We start from the raw sequence: 21,381 nt of genomic DNA on the forward strand, positions 1-21,381 counted from the left end.
AAAAAAGGCCATTAAGGCCTTTTTACTTGTTCTATTTTCGTAAGTCAGCTAAGATTTCCTGAGCAGCAGCGAGGTTGAAAGTCTTCTTAGCTGTTAAGCGACGGACTACAGCAGCAATTTCTTCGCCTTGGGCTCCAGCTTGTAATGCTAAAGATTTGGCTTGCAATTTCATATGTCCGGCTTGGATGCCAGTGCTGACCAGGGCTTTGAGGGCAGCGAAATTTTGTGCCAATCCGACCGATACGATGAGGGAAGCCAATTCCTTGGCTTGAGGCTGCCCCAGCAAGTCAAAGCTGGCTGCCACTGCTGGATTGAGGCCGATGGAGCCTCCCTTAGTTGCAATGGGCATGGGCAGGGTCATCTGACCATGAAGCTGGCGTTTGTCTGGGTCTGCCGTCCAAGTAGAGAGGCCACGGTAGCTTCCTTCTCGGCTGGCATAGGCGTGAGCACCGGCTTCCACAGCCCTCCAGTCATTTCCAGTAGCCAGCACCAAAGCATCAATACCATTAAAGATACCTTTATTGTGGGTAGCTGCCCGGTAAGGGTCAACCTGGGCTAATTTGCTGGCCAGCTGCATTTTATCCGCAAGAAGCTCCGCCTCAGACTTATCCCGGCTGAGAAAGCGATAGTCGATGACACAGCGGGCTGTTACTAGGCTATCTGTTGCATAGTTTGACAGGATAGCCATCAGACTCTTACCGCCAGTCAGCTCTTCCAGAGAAAGGGTGAGGGCCTCTAGCATGGTGTTGAGCATATTGGCTCCCATGGCTTCCTGCGTATCCACAGATAGATAGAAAATAAGGAAGTCATCCTTTTGCTCCAGCCAGAATTCTCTAGCGCCACCACCACGGGCAACAATTGATGGATAGGCTTGGTTGGCCTGTTCCAGCAACTCTTTCTTTTTCATGAGAATATCTTTAATGGCTCGGTCTGCATTATCAACCTGATAGAGCGCGATTTGCCCAATCATCTGGCGTTTGTGAACCTCGGTCTCAAATCCGCCTGAACGTTTGATAATCTTAGCGGCAAAGCTGGCTGCTGCTACCACAGATGGCTCTTCTGTCACAAATGGAACTTGATAGCTTTTGCCATCCACCAGAAAGTCTGGCACCAGAGAGTAGGGCAGGGCTAGAGTGGCCAGCACATTTTCACTCATCTGGTTGGCTGTTTCCAGAGGCAAAGTCTGCTGACTGTCTAGCAGCTGCCAATGTTCATCTTGTAAAAGTCCCTTTTCTTTCAGCATCTGCAGCCGTTCAGCAGGATTTTTTTTAGAAAATCCAGTCCAGTTTACTTTCATGATGATTTCTCAACTTTGATGTACTTACGTTGATGCTCTGCAATTTCTGCCAGAGCAAAGCTTTGTTCCTCATAGCCAGAGAAGCTGGCATTGCCTTCCGCATCCAGCTCAGCTTCTTCAAAAAAGATGCGCTCGTAATTCGGGATGGAAAGAGCCTGACGCTGGTCTAATTCCTCTAGGCGTGTTTGAGATAGATGCTTTTCATAGCCCTCTACCAAATTGGCACTAAAGATTTCAGAGACAGCTCCGCTGCCATAGCCAAAGAGAGCAATCCGATCGCCAGCCTTGAGGTTGTCAGAGTTTTCTAAAAGAGACAGAAGACCTAGGAAGAGGGAGCCTGTATAGATATTTCCAACTTTTTGGCTGTAGAGAATAGAGGCTTCAAAGTTCTTTCTGAGCTGGTCTTGCTGCTCTTGGGGCAGGCTTTTATCCATGATTTTATTGAGGCCTTTAAGGGCCAGTTTTGGATAAGGCAGGTGGAAGCAGTAGGCTGCAAAATCTTTGAGAGCTAGCTTGTGGCGTTTTTGGTACTCTGTCCAAGTTGTCTTTAAGCTATCCAGATATTGCTGGGTTGAATAGAGGCCGTTGACATAAGGCGTTGTCGAGTAATTTGGTCGCCAAAAATCCATGACATCGCGTGTCTGAGCTACATTATCATCATTGAAAGCGAGGATACGAGGATTGCTGCTAATCAGCATAGAAATAGCTCCCGCTCCCTGGGTTGGCTCGCCAGGTGTGTTAATGCCATACTTGGCAATGTCGCTAGCTAACACCAAAACTTCGCTGTCTGGATGTTTTTCGATATGGAGCTTGGCATAGTCCAGTGCAGCAGTAGCTCCATAGCAGGCTTCCTTAATTTCAAAGCTGCGGGCAAAAGGCTGGATGCCTAAAAGACCATGGATAAAAACGGCTGCCGCTTTGCTCTGGTCAATCCCTGACTCAGTAGCCACGATGACCATATCAATCTTTTCTTTGTCCTCTGCTGTCAGGATGGGTTCTGCTGCTGCCGCTCCCAAGGTAACAATATCCTCAGTCAGAGGAGCAATGCTAAGTTCCTTGAGCAAGAGCCCCTTGCTAAGCTTGTCTGGGTCAGTCCCACGGGCTGCCGCTAAATCATTTAATTTTAAGACATAATTACTGGTCGCAAAACCGATTTTGTCGATTCCGATTGTCATTATAAGACCTCTTTAAATCCTTTTATTCTAGTATATTCCGAAAACTATTTTACCATACTTAGGAATAAAACTCTTACAAAAACATCTAATCTCAGCTAAATCAGGCTTAAGATGTATTTTCCAAAATAAAAACAGCAGATGGCTCTACTGTTTGTTTGCTGTGAGTTTGCTTTGGCGCTTTTTCAAGTAGTGGTAGAGCTTGAGTACGACAGTGCCGCTGGCCATGCCAATCGAGATGACCAAGGCCAGAATGACCACCAGAGTGGCGTGAATCATGGCTTGGCTGTAGTCACCAGTGACAAAGAAGGCAGTCGTCCGATAGGAAATGTAGCCTGGGACCAAGGGGGCTAGAATGGCCAAAATAAAAACAACAGCGGGCGTTTTGTAGATGATGCTGAGAATTTGGCTGACGCAGGAACCAATGATAGCAGCCACAAAGGTTGCTATAATGACATTGGTCGGTCCTTTGAGCAGGAGATAGAGCAGCCAAATAGCCATACCCAGTACTCCACCGGGAATCAGCATACTGCGCTGGACATTTAGAACGATTAAAAAAGTAATGATAGCCAGTAGGCTGGCAACTGCTTGCAGTAAGAATGTCAAGATTGTCATAGGCTTATTTCATAATAAGGAGGGCAACAGAAGTGCCTGCACCGAGAGCAAGAGTGATGAGGAGCGATTCAAAGAGCTTGCTCATCCCAGAGTTGATATGGTTGGTCATGATGTCACGCACAGAGTTGGTCAGAGCAATTCCGGGCACAAAAGGCATGACAGAGCCCGCAATAATCAAATCATCTGTGGAGTTAAAACCGGAATAGCGCGTCCAGACATGAGCCAGCAGTCCGAAGACAAAGGCTCCAGCAAAAGCTGTCACAAAAGGAATGCGGATATACTTGTCAACATACAAAGAGAAGGCAAAGCCAAAGAAGGTAGCAATGGCAGCCCCCAAAGCATCGTAGAAGTTTCCGCCAAACATGATGGAGAAGAAGGGAGCACTGAGCGTTGCCGCAGCAATCAGCTGCTTGTTGTTATAGGGCAGCTCCTTAGCTTTGAGGCGATTCAGCTCATCAAAAGCCTCCTGAAGACTGATTTCTCCTGTTACCAACTGACGGGAGACCTGATTAACATCGCAGACCTTCTCGATATTGTAGTTGGTCTTGAGATTGCGCTTCATCCGTGAAACATTTGTATTTTCAATCGAAAAGAAAATAGCCACTGGCATTGCTAAGGCATTGCAGTCGATAATCCCTTGCGAATGAGCGATACGTATCATGGTATCTTCCACCCGATAAGTCTCGGATCCGCTCTGCAGCAGCAGAGTCCCAGCCAGCATAATGACATCTACTGCCAGATTAAAATCTTTAGCTTTTTCCCTGATACCTTTCTCTGTCATTTCCCCAGTCCTTTTCCTAGTATAGCAATAGAACCATTATACCATAAAGCCTCTGAAAAATATCATCAAGTTGGCAGTCACTCGAAGTCTAAAATATAAAAAAGAAGATTGGAGATTTCCAATCTTCTTTCAAATGGTTTGTAAGTCGTTTATTAGCTCAAAGCATCGTCCATAGAGAGTACTTCGTGGAAGACACGTTGAGTCAATTCAGTCTTTTGCTCTGGAGTCAAGTACTTAGTGTTTACACAGTAACCTGAGATACGAACGATAACGTCTTCGCCAGACATAATCTTGTCGTAAACATCCTTCAAGTCCATAACGTTCAAGTTAACGTGCTGACCACCGTTTTCAAAGTAGCCATCCAGGATAGTAACCAAGTTGTCTACTTGTTCGTCGTGAGTCTTACCAAGCGCACGAGGTGAAACTTGAGTTGTCAATGAGATACCGTCAGCTGCGTAACTGAAGTCCAAGCTAGCAAGTGAGTTCAAGTTTTGCAACCAGCCACCTTTTGCCTTGTTAGATGGGTTAGCACCTGGTGAGAAGAATTCCAATTTAGACAAGTTCACGCTGCCATCTTCGTTGAGGTATACCCCTTTATGGACTGGTGAGTTACCAGTTTGTTTAGAGTAAGCAACGTTAGATGTGATAGTCAAGAGTGATACTGTTGCTTCAGCGTTCTTGTAAAGTTTGTGGCTGCGCAGACGAGTTGTGTAAGCTTCAACCAACCATTCAGCCAATTCGTTAGAGCGAGGATCATCTTCACCCCAACGTGGGTATTCTCCGATTGTTTCATAATCGTAGATATAGCCGTTTTCGTCGCGGATTGGCTTAACAGTTGCGTACTTGATAGCAGACAAGGTATCAACAGTGTTAGCAAATCCACAGATACCGAATCCCATGTTAGCGCGTTGGTAAGTTGGCAAGAAGGCCATTTGAACAGCTTCGTAGTTGTACTTGTCAGTCATGTAGTGGATGATGTTCAAGGCATCTACGTAAGTGTCAGTCAACCAGTCGAGTGATTTTTCAAAGTTCGCTTTAACTGATTCGAATTCAAGAACTTCGTCACGGATAGGCTCGATGTCAAATACTTTGTAGTCTTTATGAACATCGTCGTAACCACCGTTGAGACCTGTCAGAAGGGCTTTCAGCACGTTTACACGGGCACCAAAGTATTGGATGTTGTGGCGTTGTTCTTCGTTTTCAGGGTCAAGTGGAGACACACAGCAAGAGATACAGCTCATTTCACCGTAGCCGTCTTTAGCCATTGTTGTTACACCTTCGTATTGGATAGAAGAGTGCTTGTGGCTCATGTGCATACAGTAGCGACGGAATGAGTATGGAAGTTTGTCAGTCCAGAGAACAGTCAAGTTTGGCTCTGGAGAGTTACCAATGTTGTCAAGTGTGTTAAGGAAACGGTAGTCCATCTTTGTAACACGGTGACGGCCGTCGTTACCCATACCTGCCATAGAAGTAGTGATGAAGGTTGGGTCACCAGAGTAAAGTTGGTCGTAAGCTTTAGTACGAGCAAACTTCACTGTACGAAGTTTCATAACGAAATCATCAACAAATTCTTGGATTTCTGATTCAGTGTAAGTACCGCGAGCCAAGTCACGTTCTGCGTAGATGTCAAGAACGATAGGCACACGTCCGAGAGAAGTAGCAGCACCGTTGATGACACGGCAGACAGCCATGAAGGCGATGTTAGTCCATTGGATAGCTTCTTTAACGTCAAAGGCAGGACGGCGAACATCCACTCCATAAAGATCACCAAGTTTTACAACTTCACCGAGTGCTTGGTATTGCAGGTTGATTTCTTCGCGCAGACGGATTGTTTCTTCGTCAATATCAGTCAAACCATTCCAGTCGCGAACTTTTTCAGCCATGAGGTAGTCAGCTCCATAAAGAGCAAGACGTGCGTAAACCCCGATGATACGTCCACGTGAGTAAGCATCTGGAAGACCAGTTACAGTGTGGGCGTGACGAGCACGGCGGATGTTAGAAGTGTAAGCACGGAAGATACCGTCATTTACTGTAGTAACATATTTAGTAAAGATTTCATGAACAGCAGGATCTGGTTCGTATCCATTTTCTTTCAAAGTAGTTTCAGCCATGCGGATACCGCCTTTTGGCATGAAGTTCAATTTGAAGAGTTCGTCATTTTGGATACCGTAAATCAGTTCGTTGTCCTTGTCAATGTAACCAGCGTCGATACCAGCGATAGATGCTGGACGAGTGTCCATTGGGAAACGAGTTTCTTCGTAGTGAGCTTTTGTTTCTTCTACGATTTTCTTGATGTGGAGTGAGCGCTCAGTAGGACCTGCCAAAAAGCTTTCATCTCCATCATAAGGTGTGTAGTTAGCTTGAACGAAGCGAGAAACACTTGCTTTCTCTTTCCAGTCTTCACCTTTGAAGCCTTCCCAAGCTTTGTCAAAAATATCTTGAGCTTCAACAACTGTTTTTACAACCATTTGATTTTCCTCTTTATTCTAGCAACATAAACTGTTACATTTATAAGTAAAGTATATCATATGGTAATCGGTTTCACAAACCATTTTTGGCAGAAAGAAAGACTTTCTTTTATAATACAGAAAGTAAAAAGTCTCAGATGTGTACTATAGATTTGAAAAACATAACTCTTTTCAAATATTTTGGAAAAATGGGTAAAAAAGTTATAATAAAAGTAATTAAAATGTCATACAAAAATTGCTGACGAAGAATCTTACGTTTAAAATACTTTTTACAAGAACGAAAAACTGTTTCAGATTTATTTGAGCAAAAAGGGCTGACTTTGTGAAAGCCTGTAAGCTGAGATTGATGGCAGGAGAAAGGAGGAGGGTATGCTGATTTTTCCACTGATTAACGATACATCTCGGAAGATTATCCACATTGATATGGATGCTTTTTTCGCTTCGGTGGAAGAGCGGGATAATCCTAAGTTAAAGGGGCATCCAGTCATTATCGGCAGCGACCCACGCTTGACAGGCGGTCGTGGTGTCGTCTCCACCTGCAATTATGAGGCCAGAAAGTTCGGAGTTCATTCGGCTATGAGCTCCAAGGAAGCCTATGAGCGTTGTCCCCAGGGGATTTTTATCTCGGGGAATTACGAAAAATATCAGGCGGTCGGATTGCAGATCCGAGAAATTTTCAAACGTTATACGGACTTGATTGAACCCATGAGCATCGACGAGGCTTATCTGGATGTAACGGAAAACAAGCTGGGGATTAAATCCGCAGTCAAAATAGCCAAGCTGATTCAGCATGATATCTGGAATGAACTCCATCTGACAGCTTCGGCAGGCGTTTCTTATAATAAGTTTCTGGCCAAGATTGCCAGTGACTATGAGAAGCCTCATGGTCTGACTGTTATTCTGCCTGAGGAAGCAGAGGCCTTTCTGGCGCCTATGGATATTGCCAAGTTTCATGGAGTTGGTAAGAAGAGCGTTGAAAAACTACATGGCATGGGTATTTATACCGGTGCAGATCTGCTCAAGGTATCAGAAATGACCTTGATTGATAAGTTTGGTCGCTTTGGTTTTGATCTCTATCGTAAAGCGCGTGGCATCAGCAATAGTCCAGTCAAATCCAATCGTATTCGTAAGTCGATCGGGAAGGAGCGGACCTATGCCAAACTGCTCTATAGTGAGGAGGACATCAAGAAAGAGCTGACCCTGCTGGCACAGAAGGTAGAAAATAGCTTGACTAAGCATGACAAGAAAGGGCGAACTATCGTTCTGAAAATCCGCTATGCTGATTTCTCCACCTTGACTAAAAGGAAAAGTTTGAATCTAGCCACTCAAGACAAGGAGCAAATCGAGCGAACGGCTCATGAGATTTACGATAGCTTGGAAGAACAACCACGAGGTATTCGTCTGCTAGGACTGACAGTGACGGGGTTTGAATAAAGATAAAGGCTTGGTTCATTACCGGGCTTTTTTAGATATAGTTTTTAGTATGAGAGAGTTGCTTGTGACGAGTTTCTAAGTTGTCTGATAATTTTCATTGACTAAAAATAATCTTTTTTGAAAAAATACTGGACAAAGTTTTCTGTGTCTGTTATACTGAGTTTATAAAATAAAAAACCGTCTGGTCGGTTTTTAAAAAGAAAGGAGCCGAAATGAAGAAATCTGTAGTAGAAAAAACAAGCGAGCACATCCTCAAGTTTAATCAGGAGCTGGATCGGCAGCGGGAAGGTCAGAAAGAGTTTTTGCAGCAGCAGGCAGAAAAACGTAAGGTGTGGCTAGAAAAGATAACACAGGGTGAGAATCTCATACGCTATTCTAAGTGGGGAGTCAAAGCTGGATATGCTGTCCTTGCTGGTGGCTTGCTGACTTCTGTCTTTAGCCCTTGGCGAGGACTGGGTATTATGGCAGTAGGGGGTCTGAGCCTTGCCTCCAATCTCTGGCAAATTCGGCGATTGCAAAATCAAGAAAGGAGCAAGTAGCAGAGAAATGGCCTGTCTTAAGCATCAGAGTCAGGACAACTTAGAAACTAAAAGCAGCAGGCAGTAGCTAAACGGTGCTGATATAGCTTTTAGGATTATTTAGTCTATCTTTGCTTTTTATTTTAGGCAAGGACTAAAAGACTATGTTTTCTATTTGGCGCAGGTCTTTATTTTTTATAACAAAACAAACCGAATGATCGGATTTTAAAAATCTGCGTTTCAAAACAGGCAATCATCTGAAAGACTGAAAGTAAAGGATGCTTTTGACCAGTTTTCGGATGACTTTTCACTATTCTACATTTGATAAGGAGTTATCGTATGAACACACAAACACATGTAGAGCCAGAGACAAGGCATATCCTGCCCTTTCTGGCCTGGACTTTTGGCATTACCTGGGGATCCTGGCTGCTTCAGTATATTTTAACCGCCCTGAAGCTGACCAGCGGAGCCCAGCCTTTGGGCTTTGCTCTCAATTTCATCGGGGGCTTCGGACCGACCTTGGGAACTTTTATCAGCCTCAAAATTTCTCATCCCAAGAAGATGCTGGACTTTATCTTCTCCCATGCCAAAGGCTGGTGGATTTACATGCTGGCCTTCTGTCTGGTTCGGGTTTTGACCCTTTTTATCGCCAATCCAGCCTTGCCGCCTCTGAATGCCATTCTGATGTTTCCTCTGGGTTGGGCCTTTATCACCTTTGCTGGAGGCGGGAATGAAGAGATTGGCTGGCGGGGCCTCCTGCAGCCGGCTCTGGAGAAAAAATTCTCCTTCCCTCTGGCAACTGTCATCACGGCTCTGGTCTGGGTGGCCTGGCATCTGCCCCTCTGGCTGATTCCGGGAACGAGTCAAAGTCAGATTTCTTTGCTCTTCTATCTCTCCTTTGGTATCTTGCTCTGTTTCTGTCTGGCGGTTCTCTACAAGCAGACGGCCTCTGTCTTTGCCTGCATGGTCTTTCACGGCTGCATTAACTTTGCTCAGGCGACGATTGTCGGCAGTGCTACAAATGGCGGAAGGTATCTCAGCTTCCAGGCTGCTAATCTGATCATGACCGCCCTGCTGGTCGGCTGGTGGTATTGGAAGGGCAATCGAAAAGGAGTTCAGAAAGATGCAGGCTAAAAATCTTGGCAATCGCTCTTCTGCCAAAGAAAAAGGAGTAATCATATGAACACACAAACACATGTTGGGCCAGAACCCAAGCATATTTGGCCTTACTTAGCTTGGACCTTTGGTATTAGCTGGGGATCCTGGCTGATTCTGTATATTTTAGCCGCCCTGAAGCTGACCAGCGGGGATCAGCCTTTGGGCTATGCTCTCATTATCATCGGTGGCTTCGGACCGGCCTTGGGAACTTTTCTCAGCCTCAAAATTTCTCATCCTAAGAAGATGCTGGACTTTATCTTTTCTCATGCTAAGGGCTGGTGGATTTATATGCTGGCCTTCTGTCTGGTTCGGGTTTTGACCCTTTTTATCGCCAATCCAGCCTTGCCGCCTCTGAATGCCATTCTGATGTTTCCTCTGGGTTGGGCCTTTATCACCTTTGCTGGAGGCGGGAATGAAGAGATTGGCTGGCGGGGCCTCCTGCAGCCGGCTCTGGAGAAAAAATTCTCCTTCCCTCTGGCAACTGTCATCACGGCTCTGGTCTGGGTGGCCTGGCATCTGCCCCTCTGGCTGATTCCGGGAACGAGTCAAAGTCAGATTTCTTTGCTCTTCTATCTCTCCTTTGGTATCTTGCTCTGTTTCTGTCTGGCGGTTCTCTACAAGCAGACGGCCTCTGTCTTTGCCTGCATGGTCTTTCACGGCTGCATTAACTTTGCTCAGGCGACGATTGTCGGCAGTGCTACAAATGGCGGAAGGTATCTCAGCTTCCAGGCTGCTAATCTGATCATGACCGCCCTGCTGGTCGGCTGGTGGTATTGGAAGGGCAATCGAAAAGGAGTTCAGAAAGATGCAAGCTAGAAACTATAAAGATTCCTCATCTGTCAAGCAAATTCTAATTTTTCTGCTCTGGACTTTTGGCATCAGCTGGTCTGCCTGGCTGGCTTCGGCTTTTCTGAGGATTCCTATTATTTCCCAGGTCCTAACCATCGCTGGTGTTTTTGGCCCGGCCATTGGAGCCAAACTGGTCTTAGGAAAATCGTTCAAGGAGCTCTTGGCTTCTATCGGATCGGCCCGAAAAAGGACTTGGGTCCATCTCTTGATTTTTACAATTCTTTACACCCTTTCCATAGTCTTTTGGAGCCCGCTCCTGCCTGGTTTTAGCCCCCTCAGGATTGCTCTGCTTTTTCTCATGACGACTCTTCTGACAGGCGGCAATGAAGAGATTGGCTGGCAGGGCTTCCTGCAGCCGACTCTGGAAAAGCTTCTGCCCTTTCCCTTAGCAACTGTAACAACTGGGTTAATCTGGGCTGTCTGGCATCTGCCCCTCTTCTTTACCCCCGGCAGCAGTCAGGCAGGGACTTCTTTTCTAGTCTTTACTGCCGCCTGCCTGCTCGCCCGTTTCTGGCTGGCGGCTCTTTACAAGGTCAGTCAGTCCATCCTTTACTGTGTTCTTTTCCACGGGGCCATCAATACCATTGGTGAAGGCATTTTCCTGGGGAAGGGGACGGAAAATCCGCTCTTTTTCCTAGGCTATATCTTGATGGCGGCTTACAGTATCTATCTTTGGTATCAAAGGGATCAGCAAGACAAGGCTTAAAGATATTTTTATGGTTTTGTATTTCCCCGGCTTTTTTGGTAGAATAAAGCTATATTAGAAACAAAGGGGAACAGAATGGCGCAACGAAAAGACAAATCCCAGGCCATGAGAGAAAAAATTTTAAATACAGCGACCCAGCTCTTTATCCAAAAGGGGCCCGAAAAGACCAGTATGCAGGACATCGCCCAGACGGCAGGCATTTCCAAGGGGGCTATCTACCATCATTTCAAGTCAAAAGATGAGATTGTCCTGGCGGTGATGAGTAGCCGGCAGGAGCTGATGGAAGAAGAGATGAAGCAGTGGCTCAAGGCTACGGAAAATCTGACTGGCAGAGAGCAGCTGCAAACCATCCTCAAGTCCAATCTGGAAAGTCAGACAGCCCGGGCCATAGATGGCATCATTTTGGGTGAGTATGAGAAGGACGCGGGCTTTATTTTGACCATGATGCGGGACAATCTGCGGATAGGCGCCTCTGTGGTCAGTGACATTATCAAAAAAGGCATGGCAGATGGCTCCCTTCAGACCGAGTATCCGGACCAGGCTGCAGAAGTTTTTCTGCTGCTGGTGAATTTTTGGATGCATGGGACCGTTTTTGAAAGCGATCCTGAAAAACTGCCAGAACGCTTCCATTTTCTGCAGTTTATGATGACCTCGATCGGCATGGATATCTTTGATGATGAGCTCATGCAGCTCTTTAGCCAGAGAAATAAGGCATAAAAAAAGGCTGGGACAGAACTAAAAAATTTAATTCTGTCCCAGCCTTTTTATTTATGTGCTAAATATACTGTGGATATCTTCCTCGGTCAGGCCGATTAGGGGGTCGATTTTCAGGAAATTTTCTTCGGTCAGAACATAGTTTTCCACAGCTTTTTCCACGCTATCCACAGGACTGTGGGCAAGTTCTGGAGGAGACTGAAGGTCTTCAAAACGCTCTCTCAGATAGGTTTTGCGGGCGGTACCGGTGTTTTTGACGGCATAGTCAAAGGCTGCTTTTTCCCCAAGTAAGATCAACTTGCTCTTGGCGCGGGTGATAGCAGTGTAGATGAGGTTGCGCTGCAGCATCCGGTGACTGCTCTTGGTGATGGGCAAGATAACCACGGGAAACTCACTGCCCTGAGACTTGTGAATGCTCATGGCGTAGGCTAGGCGGATCTTGTACCATTCGCTGCGTTGATAAACAAGTTCATTGCCATCAAAGTTAATGGTTAGCTCGTCCTGCTTGGAGTCGGTGTACTTAGCAGGCAGCAGGTCGCTGATATAGCCTAAGTCACCGTTGAAGACGTTGCTTTCAGCATCATTGACCAAGTGGATAACCCTATCTCCTTGGCGATACTGACAGTCGGGAGCTTCAAAGGTCAGTTCATCTTTCTCTACAGGATTGATGAGATTTTGCATAAGATTGTTAATCTGGTCGATACCGGCTGGCCCCCGATACATAGGTGCCAATACCTGAACATCTTGAGCTGGGATACCGCTGCGAATGGCTGCGCTAGCGATTTTCTCAATCATAGGCGGGATATGCTCATTTCTAGCTTCAAAATAAGAGCGATCCGCTTTTTTGTCTGTAAAGTCTGCTGGTAAAATGCCCTTCTGAATCTGGCTAGCCAGTGTGACAATTGTAGACTCTTCGCTCTGCCGATAGATGGTTTCCAGCTTAGTCTGTGGAATAGTTGGTATCTGCAGCAAGTCCGCCAGTACCTGACCTGGACTGACAGAGGGCAGCTGGTCCGCATCTCCGACAATCAAGAGCTTGGTCTGAGAGGAGATATTGCTGAGCAGCTGATTAGCCAGCCAAGTATCCACCATGGAAAATTCATCCACAATGATAAAATCAGCATCCAGATAATCATCCAAATGACTGGTATCATCATCGCCAGTCATCCCCAAGTGGCGGTGGATAGTAGCGCTAGGAAGACCGGTCAATTCGTTCATGCGACGAGCAGCACGTCCAGTGGGAGCTGCTAGCAGAATCGGCAGATCATTGACCTTTCGCAGATCCAAACCGCGAAGCTGGGCGTAGACTGCAATGATACAGTTGATAACCGTAGTTTTTCCAGTACCCGGTCCGCCGGTTAGGATAAAGACCTTCTGATTGATAGCCTGACGGATGGCTTCTTTTTGGATACTGTCATAGGAGATGCCGGAGCTTTCCTCCACTTGCTGGATAGCCGCAGTAATGTTATCTGCGTCAAAGCAGTCTTGCTCTCCTTTTTCCAGCAGACGGACCAGATTGCTCTTAATCCCTTCTTCAGCAAAAAATAGGCTGTTTTCAAAGATCTTGGTCTCTACATTTTGGACCTTATCTTCCTCAATCAGATGGGCCAGCTCATCAGCGACTAGACTAGGGTCCAGCTCCACTTGGCGTGAGCTTTCTAAGAGCTCGATGGTATGCTCTAGTAAATCACGAGCTTCAACATAAGTATCTCCCCGCTCCATAGACTGGGTCAGCAAAGTATGGACAAGGCCAGCCCGAAAACGCTCAGGGGCATCACTTTGGATGCCCAGTTCTTCTGCCAAGTGGTCAGCGATTTTAAAGCCGATTCCCTGAATATCCTCTACCAGCTGATAGGGAAATTTTTCGACAATATCCAGCGTTTCTTCCTTGTAGGTATCCTGGATTTGAAAAGCCAGCTTGTTGGGAATGCCGTAGGCTGCCAGCTTGGCTAGTACCATCTCAGTTCCGTAGTTAAGTCTGAGCTTGGCGACAAAGGCCTCGCGGTTCTTAGCTGCCAAGCCGTTTATTTGAGTCAGCTTTTCCGGCTCTGCTAAAATCTTATCAATGGTGTCCTCGGTATCTTCTCCGTAGAGTTGGACGATTTTTTGAGCAGTCTTGACCCCGATGCCCTTGAAATGGTCGCTGGAGAAGTATTTTACTAGGCCATTGCTGCTGGGTTTGGCACGCTCATAGCGGGAAATTTTCAGCTGCTGGCCATATTTTGGGTGCTGGACAAGACTGCCCCAGAAGGTGTAGTCTTCGCCTTCCATGACATCTGCCATGGATCCGGTGACAATGATTTCAAAATCTTCAAAATCCTCGGCATCTGTATCCTCAATATCTAAGAGCAGGATACGGAAAAAATTGCTGGGATTTTCAAAAATAATGCGTTCAATCGTTCCTGAAAAGTAAAATTCCATAGTTTATAGGTTCTTCTTTTAAAACGAACCCAGCTGACGTTCAACTGAGTTCGATATGCTTAATAGGTCTTAAAAGGCAGCAGCGGCCAGAAGCGAAACTTGGCTTCGCCCTGGATTTGTTCTGCTTTGAAGGCACCAACCTGTCGGCTGTCCTTGGAAACAATCCGGTCGTCACCCAGAAGCAGGTATTCATCATCTAGAAGCTTGATGGTGAAGACAGGACTGCCATCTTTGTCAACAGTGAAGGCTTGAGCCTGAGCAGCGAGTTTTCTGAAAAACTCACCATTGTCATCATAATCATCCCCAGTATAAGTGGATTGGAGCTTGTCTTCTTTGAATTTTTTGATGTAGTCTGTCAGGTAAGGCTCGTCTGTTTTTTTACCGTTGATGTAAAGAGTATCATTTTCATACTGAATAGTATCACCCGGCATACCGATAACCCGCTTGACAATCTCCTTGGTTGTTCCATCTTTATCTGTTTCAGTGGCAACAACGATATCAAATCGGTCAATAGACTGATATTTAAGCACAAGTAGATATTCCCCATTGGCCAGCGTAGGGTCCATAGAGTGGCCATCTACCTTTACAGGGGACCAGAGATAGAGCCGTGATAGGATAATGACAGAGATGAAGAAGAGAAAGAGGCCCCATTCTTTGAGAAATGTGAGGACAGGATTTGATTTTTTCATAGGTTACCTTTCTAGAATTTTTTGTGCTTTTTCAGTATTTTTAAAGTGAAGTTTAGCAGAATGCTGCAGACCGGCCATTCCATAGGCTTGAAGAATCTGACTGGCAACGTGATCGCTCTTGCTTCCGGCTCCGCTAGGCAGGGTATAGCCTAACTCTTGACTGAGATTTTCTAGATTTTCCAGAAAGAGGTCACGAGCGATAATAGAGCTGACCGCAACAGCTAGAAATTTTCCTTCAGCCTTTTCAATCAGACTTACCGGATTTGGAAAATGATTTTTTTCCTGCCTTAGGTATTTATTGTAGTTTTGCTGGCTGGTAAAGGCATCGATGACGATTTTTTCAGGATTTAGACCTTTTTGCAGCAGTAGGTAGATAGCTTGATTATGTAAGGCTACCTTGACAGAGACAGCATTGTAGCCAGAAGCGATGACTTCGTTATACTTCTCTGGCGATAGGAGCAGAGCTTGATGGGCAATCTTTTCTTTCAAGACCGTCGCTAGTTGGCGAATCTTGCTATCGTTCAAGGTTTTAGAATCACCGACACCCAGTTTTCTCAGAAAGTCGTGCTGGTCTGGAGTGACGAAAGAGGCTACGACGGCTAGACCTCCAAAGTAGGAGCCGTTGCCGACCTCATCTGTCCCAATGAGGGCAAAATTCTGAGAAGCAGCACTAGAACTGGATTTTTCTGGTTGATGGCCAAAAAAGCCAGCGTAGTGAGCAGCTTTTGCCCCTTGAAAGAGAACTTTTCCAGAGCTAAAGACACTGACCGTCGCCTGATCCAGCCGGAAGAAATATTGAATATGTGGGTTCTTGCTGGGAGCCAGCTGGCTCTGATATTTCTCAACAAAAGCCTGAATTTCTTGCTGTTTGGGACTGAGGGTGATACTTTCCATACCCCCTATTGTACCATAAAATGGAAAAGTCGAAAGTCATAAGATTGAAAATCCTACAAAAATTTTGTAGGAGAGCATCACTGTTTGCTATGTCAAAAAAGATGAAAAAGAAAGTCCCTGTCTAGTTCCAAGTGTTTTTATAACTGACAAAGGGCTTCTTTTTTGATATAATACAATGAGGTGATTTTATGGCAAATTTGAATCGATATAAATTTACATTTGGAAACAAGACCTTAACTCTAACAACAGAACACGATAATCTCTTTATGGAAGAAGTGGAACGGGTAGCAAAGGAAAAATATAAGGCTATCAAAGAGCAGATGCCTGCGGCAGATGATGAAGTCCTGGCGATTTTGCTGGCGGTCAATAGCCTGTCTACTCAACTCAGTCGAGAGATTGAGTTTGATGACAAAGAAAAAGAACTAGAAGATTTTCGTCACAAAATGCTCAGTGATTTGAGAGAAAAGTCGGGTAAATAGAGGAGAAATAATGTTTTCTATTATTATTTTACTAATATTGGCCTGGAGCTTTTATATCGGCTACTCGCGTGGCATTGTTTTGCAGGGCTATTATGCTGCTGCGACCATGGTTTCCATGCTGGTAGCTGGAGCTTTTTATAAGAGCTTGGCCAAGTTTATCAGTCTTTGGGTGCCTTATGCCAGCGCGACTCAGGGCTCTTCGACCTACTTTTTCCCTAGCTCCCAGCTCTTTCAGTTGGATCAGGTTTTTTATGCTGGTTTGGCCTATCTCATTATTTTTACAGCTGTCTACATCCTTGGTCGCTTTTTTGGGATTTTTGCGAATCTGATTCCCTACCCCAATAAGCTAGATACCAAATGGTACAATGTGACCAGCGGAGCCATCGCTGTTTGCATCTCTATTTTTGTTTTGGGAATGTGCCTGACTATTTTAGCGACGGTGCCGATGGAGATGGTTCAGGAGCGGCTCAACAGCAGCTTCATGATTCGCTTTATTGTCAAGTATACCCCTATCACATCCAATATCCTCAAAGATCTCTGGGTGAATCAAGTTATCGGATAAAAGACGACTCAGTTGGCCTGCTAGCTGGGTTCTTTTTTACTAGAAAAGAAAGTTATGAACACAAAAATTTTAGAAACCTTAGAATTTAGCAAGATTAAAGAACTTTTTGCTCCCTATCTTTTGACCGAGCAGGGGCAGCTGGAGCTGGGCCTGCTTTTGCCGACTAGCAAGAAGGAGACGGTGGCCTCGGCTTTTCTGGAAATGACAGATATGCAGCAGATTTTTGTGCAGCATCCGCACTTTAGTCTGGTTGCGACCCAGGATATCACTGCCTTGACCAAGCGCTTAGAGCTGGAAAGCGACTTGAATATTGAGGAGTTTTTGGCTCTCAAGCGCGTCTTAGCTGTGACTCAGGAACTCAAGTCCTTTTATGATGACTTGGAAAATGTGCACTTGGAAAAGCTGGACCGTCTGTTTGAGAATCTAGTTGTTTTCCCTAAGCTGCAAGGAAGTCTGCAGGCTGTGAATGATGGCGGCTTTATTGAAAGCTTTGCCAGCGAAAGTTTGAGCCGTATCCGCCGAAAAATTCAAGAAAATGAAAACCAGGTGCGGGAAATTCTGCAAGAGATTCTCAAAAACAAGGGAGAAATGCTGGTGGATCAGGTAGTAGCCAGCCGGAATGGCCGCAATGTGCTGCCCGTGAAAAATACCTACCGCAACCGCATTTCTGGTGTGGTTCACGATATTTCTGCTAGCGGCAATACCGTCTATATCGAGCCTAGAGCAGTTGTCAATCTCAACGAAGAAATTGCCAGCAGTCGGGCGGACGAACGTTATGAAATTCAGCGGATTTTGCAGGAATTATCTGACCTCTTCCGTCCCCATGCAGCTGAAATTGCCAACAATGCTTGGATTATCGGACATCTGGACCTAGTGCGTGCCAAGATCCGCTTCATGCAGGAGACGGGATCGGTGGTGCCTGACCTGTCGGAAGAGCAGGACATCCAACTGCTTAGTATCCGTCATCCCCTGATTGAAAATGCAGTGGCTAATGATTTGCATTTTGGGCCAGACTTGACAGAGATTGTCATTACCGGGCCTAATACCGGTGGTAAGACCATCATGCTGAAGACCTTGGGCTTGGCTCAGATCATGGCCCAGTCAGGTCTGCCGATTCTGGCGGACAAGGGGAGTCGCGTCGGGATTTTCAGTCAGATTTTTGCAGACATTGGTGATGAGCAGTCCATTGAGCAGAGTTTGTCGACTTTCTCCAGTCACATGACTAATATCGTCTCTATTTTAGAGCAGGTTGATAGCGAGAGTCTGGTTCTGCTGGATGAGCTGGGAGCTGGAACTGACCCGCAGGAGGGAGCAGCTCTGGCTATTGCTATCTTGGAAGACTTGCGGCTAAGGCAGATTAAAACCATGGCGACGACCCACTATCCTGAGCTCAAAGCCTATGGGATTGAGACGGACTGGGTGGAAAATGCCAGCATGGAGTTTGATACAGATAGTTTAAGACCGACCTATCGCTTTATGCAGGGAGTGCCTGGTCGCTCCAATGCCTTTGAAATCGCTCGACGTTTGGGCTTGGCGGAAGTTATCGTTGGCCATGCCCAAGAGCAGACCAACACAGACAGCGATGTCAATCGAATCATTGAGCGACTAGAGGAGCAGACGCTGGAAAGCCGCAAGCGCTTGGATAATATCCGTGAGGTGGAGCAGGAAAATCTCAAATTTAACCGAGCCCTCAAAAAACTTTATAATGAGTTTAACCGAGAAAAGGAAACCGAGCTGAATAAGGCACGGTTGGAAGCCCAGGAAATCGTTGATTTGGCTTTGTCAGAGAGTGAGAGCATTCTCAAAAATCTCCATGATAAATCCAGTCTCAAACCGCATGAGATTATTGAAGCCAAGTCTCAGCTTAAAAAGTTGGCACCAGAAACCGTTGATTTATCAAAGAATAAGGTGCTCAAGCAGGCCAAGAAAAATCGGGCGCCCAAGGTGGGAGATGATATCCTAGTCACCAGCTATGGTCAGCGGGGAACCTTGGTCAAGCAACTCAAGGACGGTCGTTGGGAAGCCCAGGTCGGTCTTATCAAGATGACACTAGATGAGCAGGAATTCAACTTACTCAAAGCTGAAAAGGAGCAGCAACCTAAGCGCAAGCAGGTCAATGTGGTCAAGCGGGCTAATACTGCTGGACCGAAAGCTAGGCTAGATCTGCGCGGTAAACGCTACGAAGAGGCCATGGAAGAGCTGGATGCCTTTATCGATCAGGCCCTACTCAATAACATGGCTCAGGTGGATATTATCCACGGTATCGGGACCGGCGTCATCCGTGAAGGAGTGACAAAATACCTCCGCCGCAACAAGCACGTTAAGTCTTTTGGCTATGCTCCGCAAAATGCTGGCGGCAGCGGTGCAACGATTGTGATATTTAAGTAAGAGGCCAGAAATGAAAATACAAATCTATGACTCGACTTATGAGAAAAGTTGGATTTATACAAAGGCTTTGAGTTATCTCTTTTCGCCTTTCTTTGATGATATGAGCCGCAGCAAGGATGAGTTTACTGAAGAGCCTTACCAAGATTCGATTGAGCTCATAGCAGTGGAAGATGATCAGGTTGTGGGGCTTCTAGATATTGGGATTTACACCGAAGAGGCAAGTCATTCTTATGCATATTATCCGGGAGAAAAGATAGCTTACTTCGCTAATCTGGCTGTCCATCCTGATTTTCAGAATCAAGGGATAGCCAGTCAACTCTTTCAAACTGCTCGAGAGCAGCTGCATGAAAAGAAAGTTGAGGCCTTGGTCATCTTTACCAGAGACGGAGAGCAGGCAAATCACCTCTATCAGAAGTGGGGCGGCAAGCTGATTTGTCAAGATTATTTAGTTGTCGGACGCTCCAAAGATCAAAGACCGTTTTCTTTCAGCGTTGATACTAAGCAGCAGACAATCTGTCTGACAGATAAGTCAGGAAATCCTTTAGGCTATTATCAAAGAGAAGGACATTATATTGTCTCAAGGAAAGAAGATTTGGAGCATTTTGAGATTGATGAGCTTTACAAGGAACATACCTATGTCTTGAAAATCGAATAGGGTATTAGAAGTTTCAGCGAGAGATAACAGCGGGTCCTTTTATGAGGGCCTGCTTTTTGCTATAATGTAAGCAGCATAAAGTGTTTCGGAGGGTAAATTAAATAATGAGATTAAAACACGCATCAGGTTCTTGCACGACTATTTTGGTAGGCAAGAAAGCCAGTTACGACGGTTCAACCATTGTGGCTCGTACAGAGGATTCACAAAACGGGGTCTTTACGCCCAAGAAATTTGTTGTAGTGGAGCCACAAGACCAGCCACGCCATTATCAGTCAGTTTTGACATCTTTTGAGATGGAGTTGCCAGATAATCCAGTCCGTTATACGGCAGTGCCAGACGCAGTTCCCAAAGATGGAATTTGGGGAGCAGCCGGGATTAACAGCTACAATGTTGCTGTCAGCGCAACGGAAACGATTACGACCAACAGCCGCGTACTGGGGGCTGACCCTTTGGTAGAGTCAGGTATCAGCGAGGAAGATATCCTTACGCTGGTTCTTCCCTATATCAAGACAGCTCGCGAAGGGGTTCTTCGTCTAGGGAAAATCCTAGAGAAGTACGGCACTTATGAGTCCAATGGAATTGCAATCTCAGATGTCAATGAAATCTGGTGGCTGGAAACCATTGGCGGCCACCATTGGATGGCGCGGCGCGTGCCGGATGATGCCTATGTGACCAATCCCAATCAGCTGGGCAGCGATTATTTTGAATTTGACAATCCTGAGCACTTCCTCTGTCATCCAAATCTTAAAAACTTTATTGAGGAAAACCATCTCAATCTGAATTACTCGGACGAGGGTTTCAATCCCCGCTATGCTTTTGGCAGCCAGAAGGATAAGGACCGCCATTACAATACACCGCGAGCTTGGGATATCCAGCGTTTTCTCAATCCAGAAGCGGAGCAAGATCCAAGAAGTTTCTTCATTCCTTGGTGTCGTAAGCCTTACCGCAAGATTACAATCGAAGATGTCAAGTATGTCCTGAGCAGTCACTATCAGGATTCGCCTTATGATCCTTATGGAGCAGAGGGAGATTACCACAGCAGACGGGCCTTTCGGACCATTGGGATCAATCGGACCAGTCAGACAGCTATCTTACAGCTGCGCCCTAATCAACCGCAGGAAACAACGGGCATCCAGTGGCTATCCTACGGCTCCATGCCTTACAATACAGCTGTTCCTTTCTTTACTCAAGTCTCAACAACGCCAGACTACTTTGCCAACACGACAGACAAGGTTTCGACGGATTCCTTCTACTGGGCCAATCGCCTGATTGCTGGTCTGGCTGATGCTCATTTTAGCAGTCATGTCGGAGACTTGGATGATTATCAGGAAAAGATCATGGCCTGGGGTCATGAGATGATCGGTCGGGTAGATCGAGCTCTGGCTAAGGGCGAGGATGTGGACTTTGAAGCTGAAAATCAAGCTATGAGCGACAAGGTGCAAGAAGCGACAGACCGGCTCTTGGAGAAAGTTCTCTTGGATGCCAGCAATCTCATGACCAACCATTTCTCACTGAGTGACTAAGATCCTACCCGTAGCAAATATTTTTCTTTCTCTTGCTTTTGGTGTAAAATGTTATCAA

At 45.9% G+C, this 21,381-nt stretch carries 19 protein-coding genes; 11 read left to right on the plus strand and 8 right to left on the minus strand.

Features of this window, described 5'->3' with window-relative positions; translation table 11 throughout:
• Window positions 1-31: 31 nt before the first annotated feature.
• The 5 genes from RWX26_RS08610 to pflB form a co-directional block, all read right to left on the minus strand.
• A complete protein-coding gene (locus RWX26_RS08610) occupies window positions 32-1,297 on the minus strand; it encodes a hydroxymethylglutaryl-CoA reductase, degradative (protein WP_314580881.1) in 1,266 nt (421 codons plus the stop codon).
• Window positions 1,294-2,472 carry a hydroxymethylglutaryl-CoA synthase gene (locus RWX26_RS08615; protein ID WP_314580884.1) on the minus strand — a complete coding sequence of 393 codons (1,179 nt, stop codon included), beginning with the start codon at window positions 2,470-2,472 and terminating at the stop codon, window positions 1,294-1,296. The genes RWX26_RS08610 and RWX26_RS08615 overlap by 4 nt, the downstream gene beginning before the upstream one ends.
• Before the next feature lie 144 nt (window positions 2,473-2,616).
• On the minus strand, window positions 2,617-3,084 hold the full coding sequence (locus tag RWX26_RS08620; protein ID WP_002898388.1) for a threonine/serine exporter family protein: 468 nt from the start codon (window positions 3,082-3,084) through the stop codon (window positions 2,617-2,619).
• A 4-nt stretch (window positions 3,085-3,088) separates the two neighbouring features.
• Window positions 3,089-3,865, minus strand: coding sequence for a threonine/serine exporter family protein (locus RWX26_RS08625; RefSeq protein ID WP_314580888.1), 777 nt, complete (start codon window positions 3,863-3,865; stop codon window positions 3,089-3,091).
• Between the two features lie 152 nt (window positions 3,866-4,017).
• A complete protein-coding gene (pflB, locus tag RWX26_RS08630) occupies window positions 4,018-6,333 on the minus strand; it encodes a formate C-acetyltransferase (RefSeq protein ID WP_176799471.1) in 2,316 nt (771 codons plus the stop codon).
• A gap of 369 nt (window positions 6,334-6,702) precedes the next feature.
• Between pflB and dinB the strand changes: the two genes are divergently transcribed.
• The 6 genes from dinB to RWX26_RS08660 all read left to right on the plus strand — a co-directional run bounded on the left by dinB (window position 6,703) and on the right by RWX26_RS08660 (window position 11,715).
• On the plus strand, window positions 6,703-7,767 hold the full coding sequence (dinB, locus tag RWX26_RS08635) for a DNA polymerase IV (protein ID WP_002903390.1): 1,065 nt from the start codon (window positions 6,703-6,705) through the stop codon (window positions 7,765-7,767).
• 212 nt (window positions 7,768-7,979) lie between these two features.
• Window positions 7,980-8,306: a hypothetical protein gene (locus tag RWX26_RS08640; RefSeq protein WP_002896600.1), complete on the plus strand. Its 327-nt coding sequence runs from the start codon at window positions 7,980-7,982 to the stop codon at window positions 8,304-8,306.
• 318 nt (window positions 8,307-8,624) lie between these two features.
• On the plus strand, window positions 8,625-9,419 hold the full coding sequence (locus tag RWX26_RS08645) for a CPBP family intramembrane glutamic endopeptidase (protein ID WP_314580899.1): 795 nt from the start codon (window positions 8,625-8,627) through the stop codon (window positions 9,417-9,419).
• A 45-nt stretch (window positions 9,420-9,464) separates the two neighbouring features.
• Entirely contained in the window at window positions 9,465-10,259 is a 795-nt protein-coding gene (locus RWX26_RS08650) for a CPBP family intramembrane glutamic endopeptidase (RefSeq protein WP_314580901.1), read from the plus strand.
• Window positions 10,249-10,998 (plus strand): CPBP family intramembrane glutamic endopeptidase, encoded by a 750-nt coding sequence (locus RWX26_RS08655; RefSeq protein ID WP_314580904.1) that lies wholly within the window; start codon window positions 10,249-10,251, stop codon window positions 10,996-10,998. The genes RWX26_RS08650 and RWX26_RS08655 overlap by 11 nt, the downstream gene beginning before the upstream one ends.
• Window positions 10,999-11,073: 75 nt before the next feature.
• A complete protein-coding gene (locus RWX26_RS08660) occupies window positions 11,074-11,715 on the plus strand; it encodes a TetR/AcrR family transcriptional regulator (RefSeq protein WP_111676549.1) in 642 nt (213 codons plus the stop codon).
• Between the two features lie 51 nt (window positions 11,716-11,766).
• Here the strand turns inward: RWX26_RS08660 and RWX26_RS08665 are convergent, their stop codons facing one another.
• The 3 genes from RWX26_RS08665 to rnhC are packed head-to-tail and all read right to left on the minus strand — an operon-like array spanning window position 11,767 to window position 15,716.
• Window positions 11,767-14,133, minus strand: coding sequence for an ATP-dependent RecD-like DNA helicase (locus RWX26_RS08665; protein WP_314580908.1), 2,367 nt, complete (start codon window positions 14,131-14,133; stop codon window positions 11,767-11,769).
• 59 nt (window positions 14,134-14,192) lie between these two features.
• On the minus strand, window positions 14,193-14,822 hold the full coding sequence (gene lepB / locus RWX26_RS08670; protein ID WP_314580911.1) for a signal peptidase I: 630 nt from the start codon (window positions 14,820-14,822) through the stop codon (window positions 14,193-14,195).
• 3 nt (window positions 14,823-14,825) lie between these two features.
• A complete protein-coding gene (gene rnhC, locus RWX26_RS08675; RefSeq protein ID WP_314580914.1) occupies window positions 14,826-15,716 on the minus strand; it encodes a ribonuclease HIII in 891 nt (296 codons plus the stop codon).
• 188 nt (window positions 15,717-15,904) lie between these two features.
• Between rnhC and RWX26_RS08680 the strand changes: the two genes are divergently transcribed.
• The 5 genes from RWX26_RS08680 to RWX26_RS08700 all read left to right on the plus strand — a co-directional run bounded on the left by RWX26_RS08680 (window position 15,905) and on the right by RWX26_RS08700 (window position 21,323).
• Window positions 15,905-16,195 (plus strand): hypothetical protein, encoded by a 291-nt coding sequence (locus RWX26_RS08680; RefSeq protein WP_002896593.1) that lies wholly within the window; start codon window positions 15,905-15,907, stop codon window positions 16,193-16,195.
• Window positions 16,196-16,205: 10 nt separating this feature from the next.
• Window positions 16,206-16,757: a CvpA family protein gene (locus tag RWX26_RS08685; RefSeq protein WP_002903748.1), complete on the plus strand. Its 552-nt coding sequence runs from the start codon at window positions 16,206-16,208 to the stop codon at window positions 16,755-16,757.
• A 54-nt stretch (window positions 16,758-16,811) separates the two neighbouring features.
• A complete protein-coding gene (locus tag RWX26_RS08690) occupies window positions 16,812-19,145 on the plus strand; it encodes an endonuclease MutS2 (protein ID WP_314580917.1) in 2,334 nt (777 codons plus the stop codon).
• A 10-nt stretch (window positions 19,146-19,155) separates the two neighbouring features.
• Entirely contained in the window at window positions 19,156-19,800 is a 645-nt protein-coding gene (locus tag RWX26_RS08695) for a GNAT family N-acetyltransferase (RefSeq protein WP_314580919.1), read from the plus strand.
• 104 nt (window positions 19,801-19,904) lie between these two features.
• Window positions 19,905-21,323, plus strand: coding sequence for a C69 family dipeptidase (locus RWX26_RS08700; RefSeq protein ID WP_314580922.1), 1,419 nt, complete (start codon window positions 19,905-19,907; stop codon window positions 21,321-21,323).
• Window positions 21,324-21,381: the final 58 nt, after the last annotated feature.

The organism is uncultured Streptococcus sp. (genome assembly GCF_963536705.1).
Classification (GTDB): Bacteria; Bacillota; Bacilli; order Lactobacillales; family Streptococcaceae; genus Streptococcus.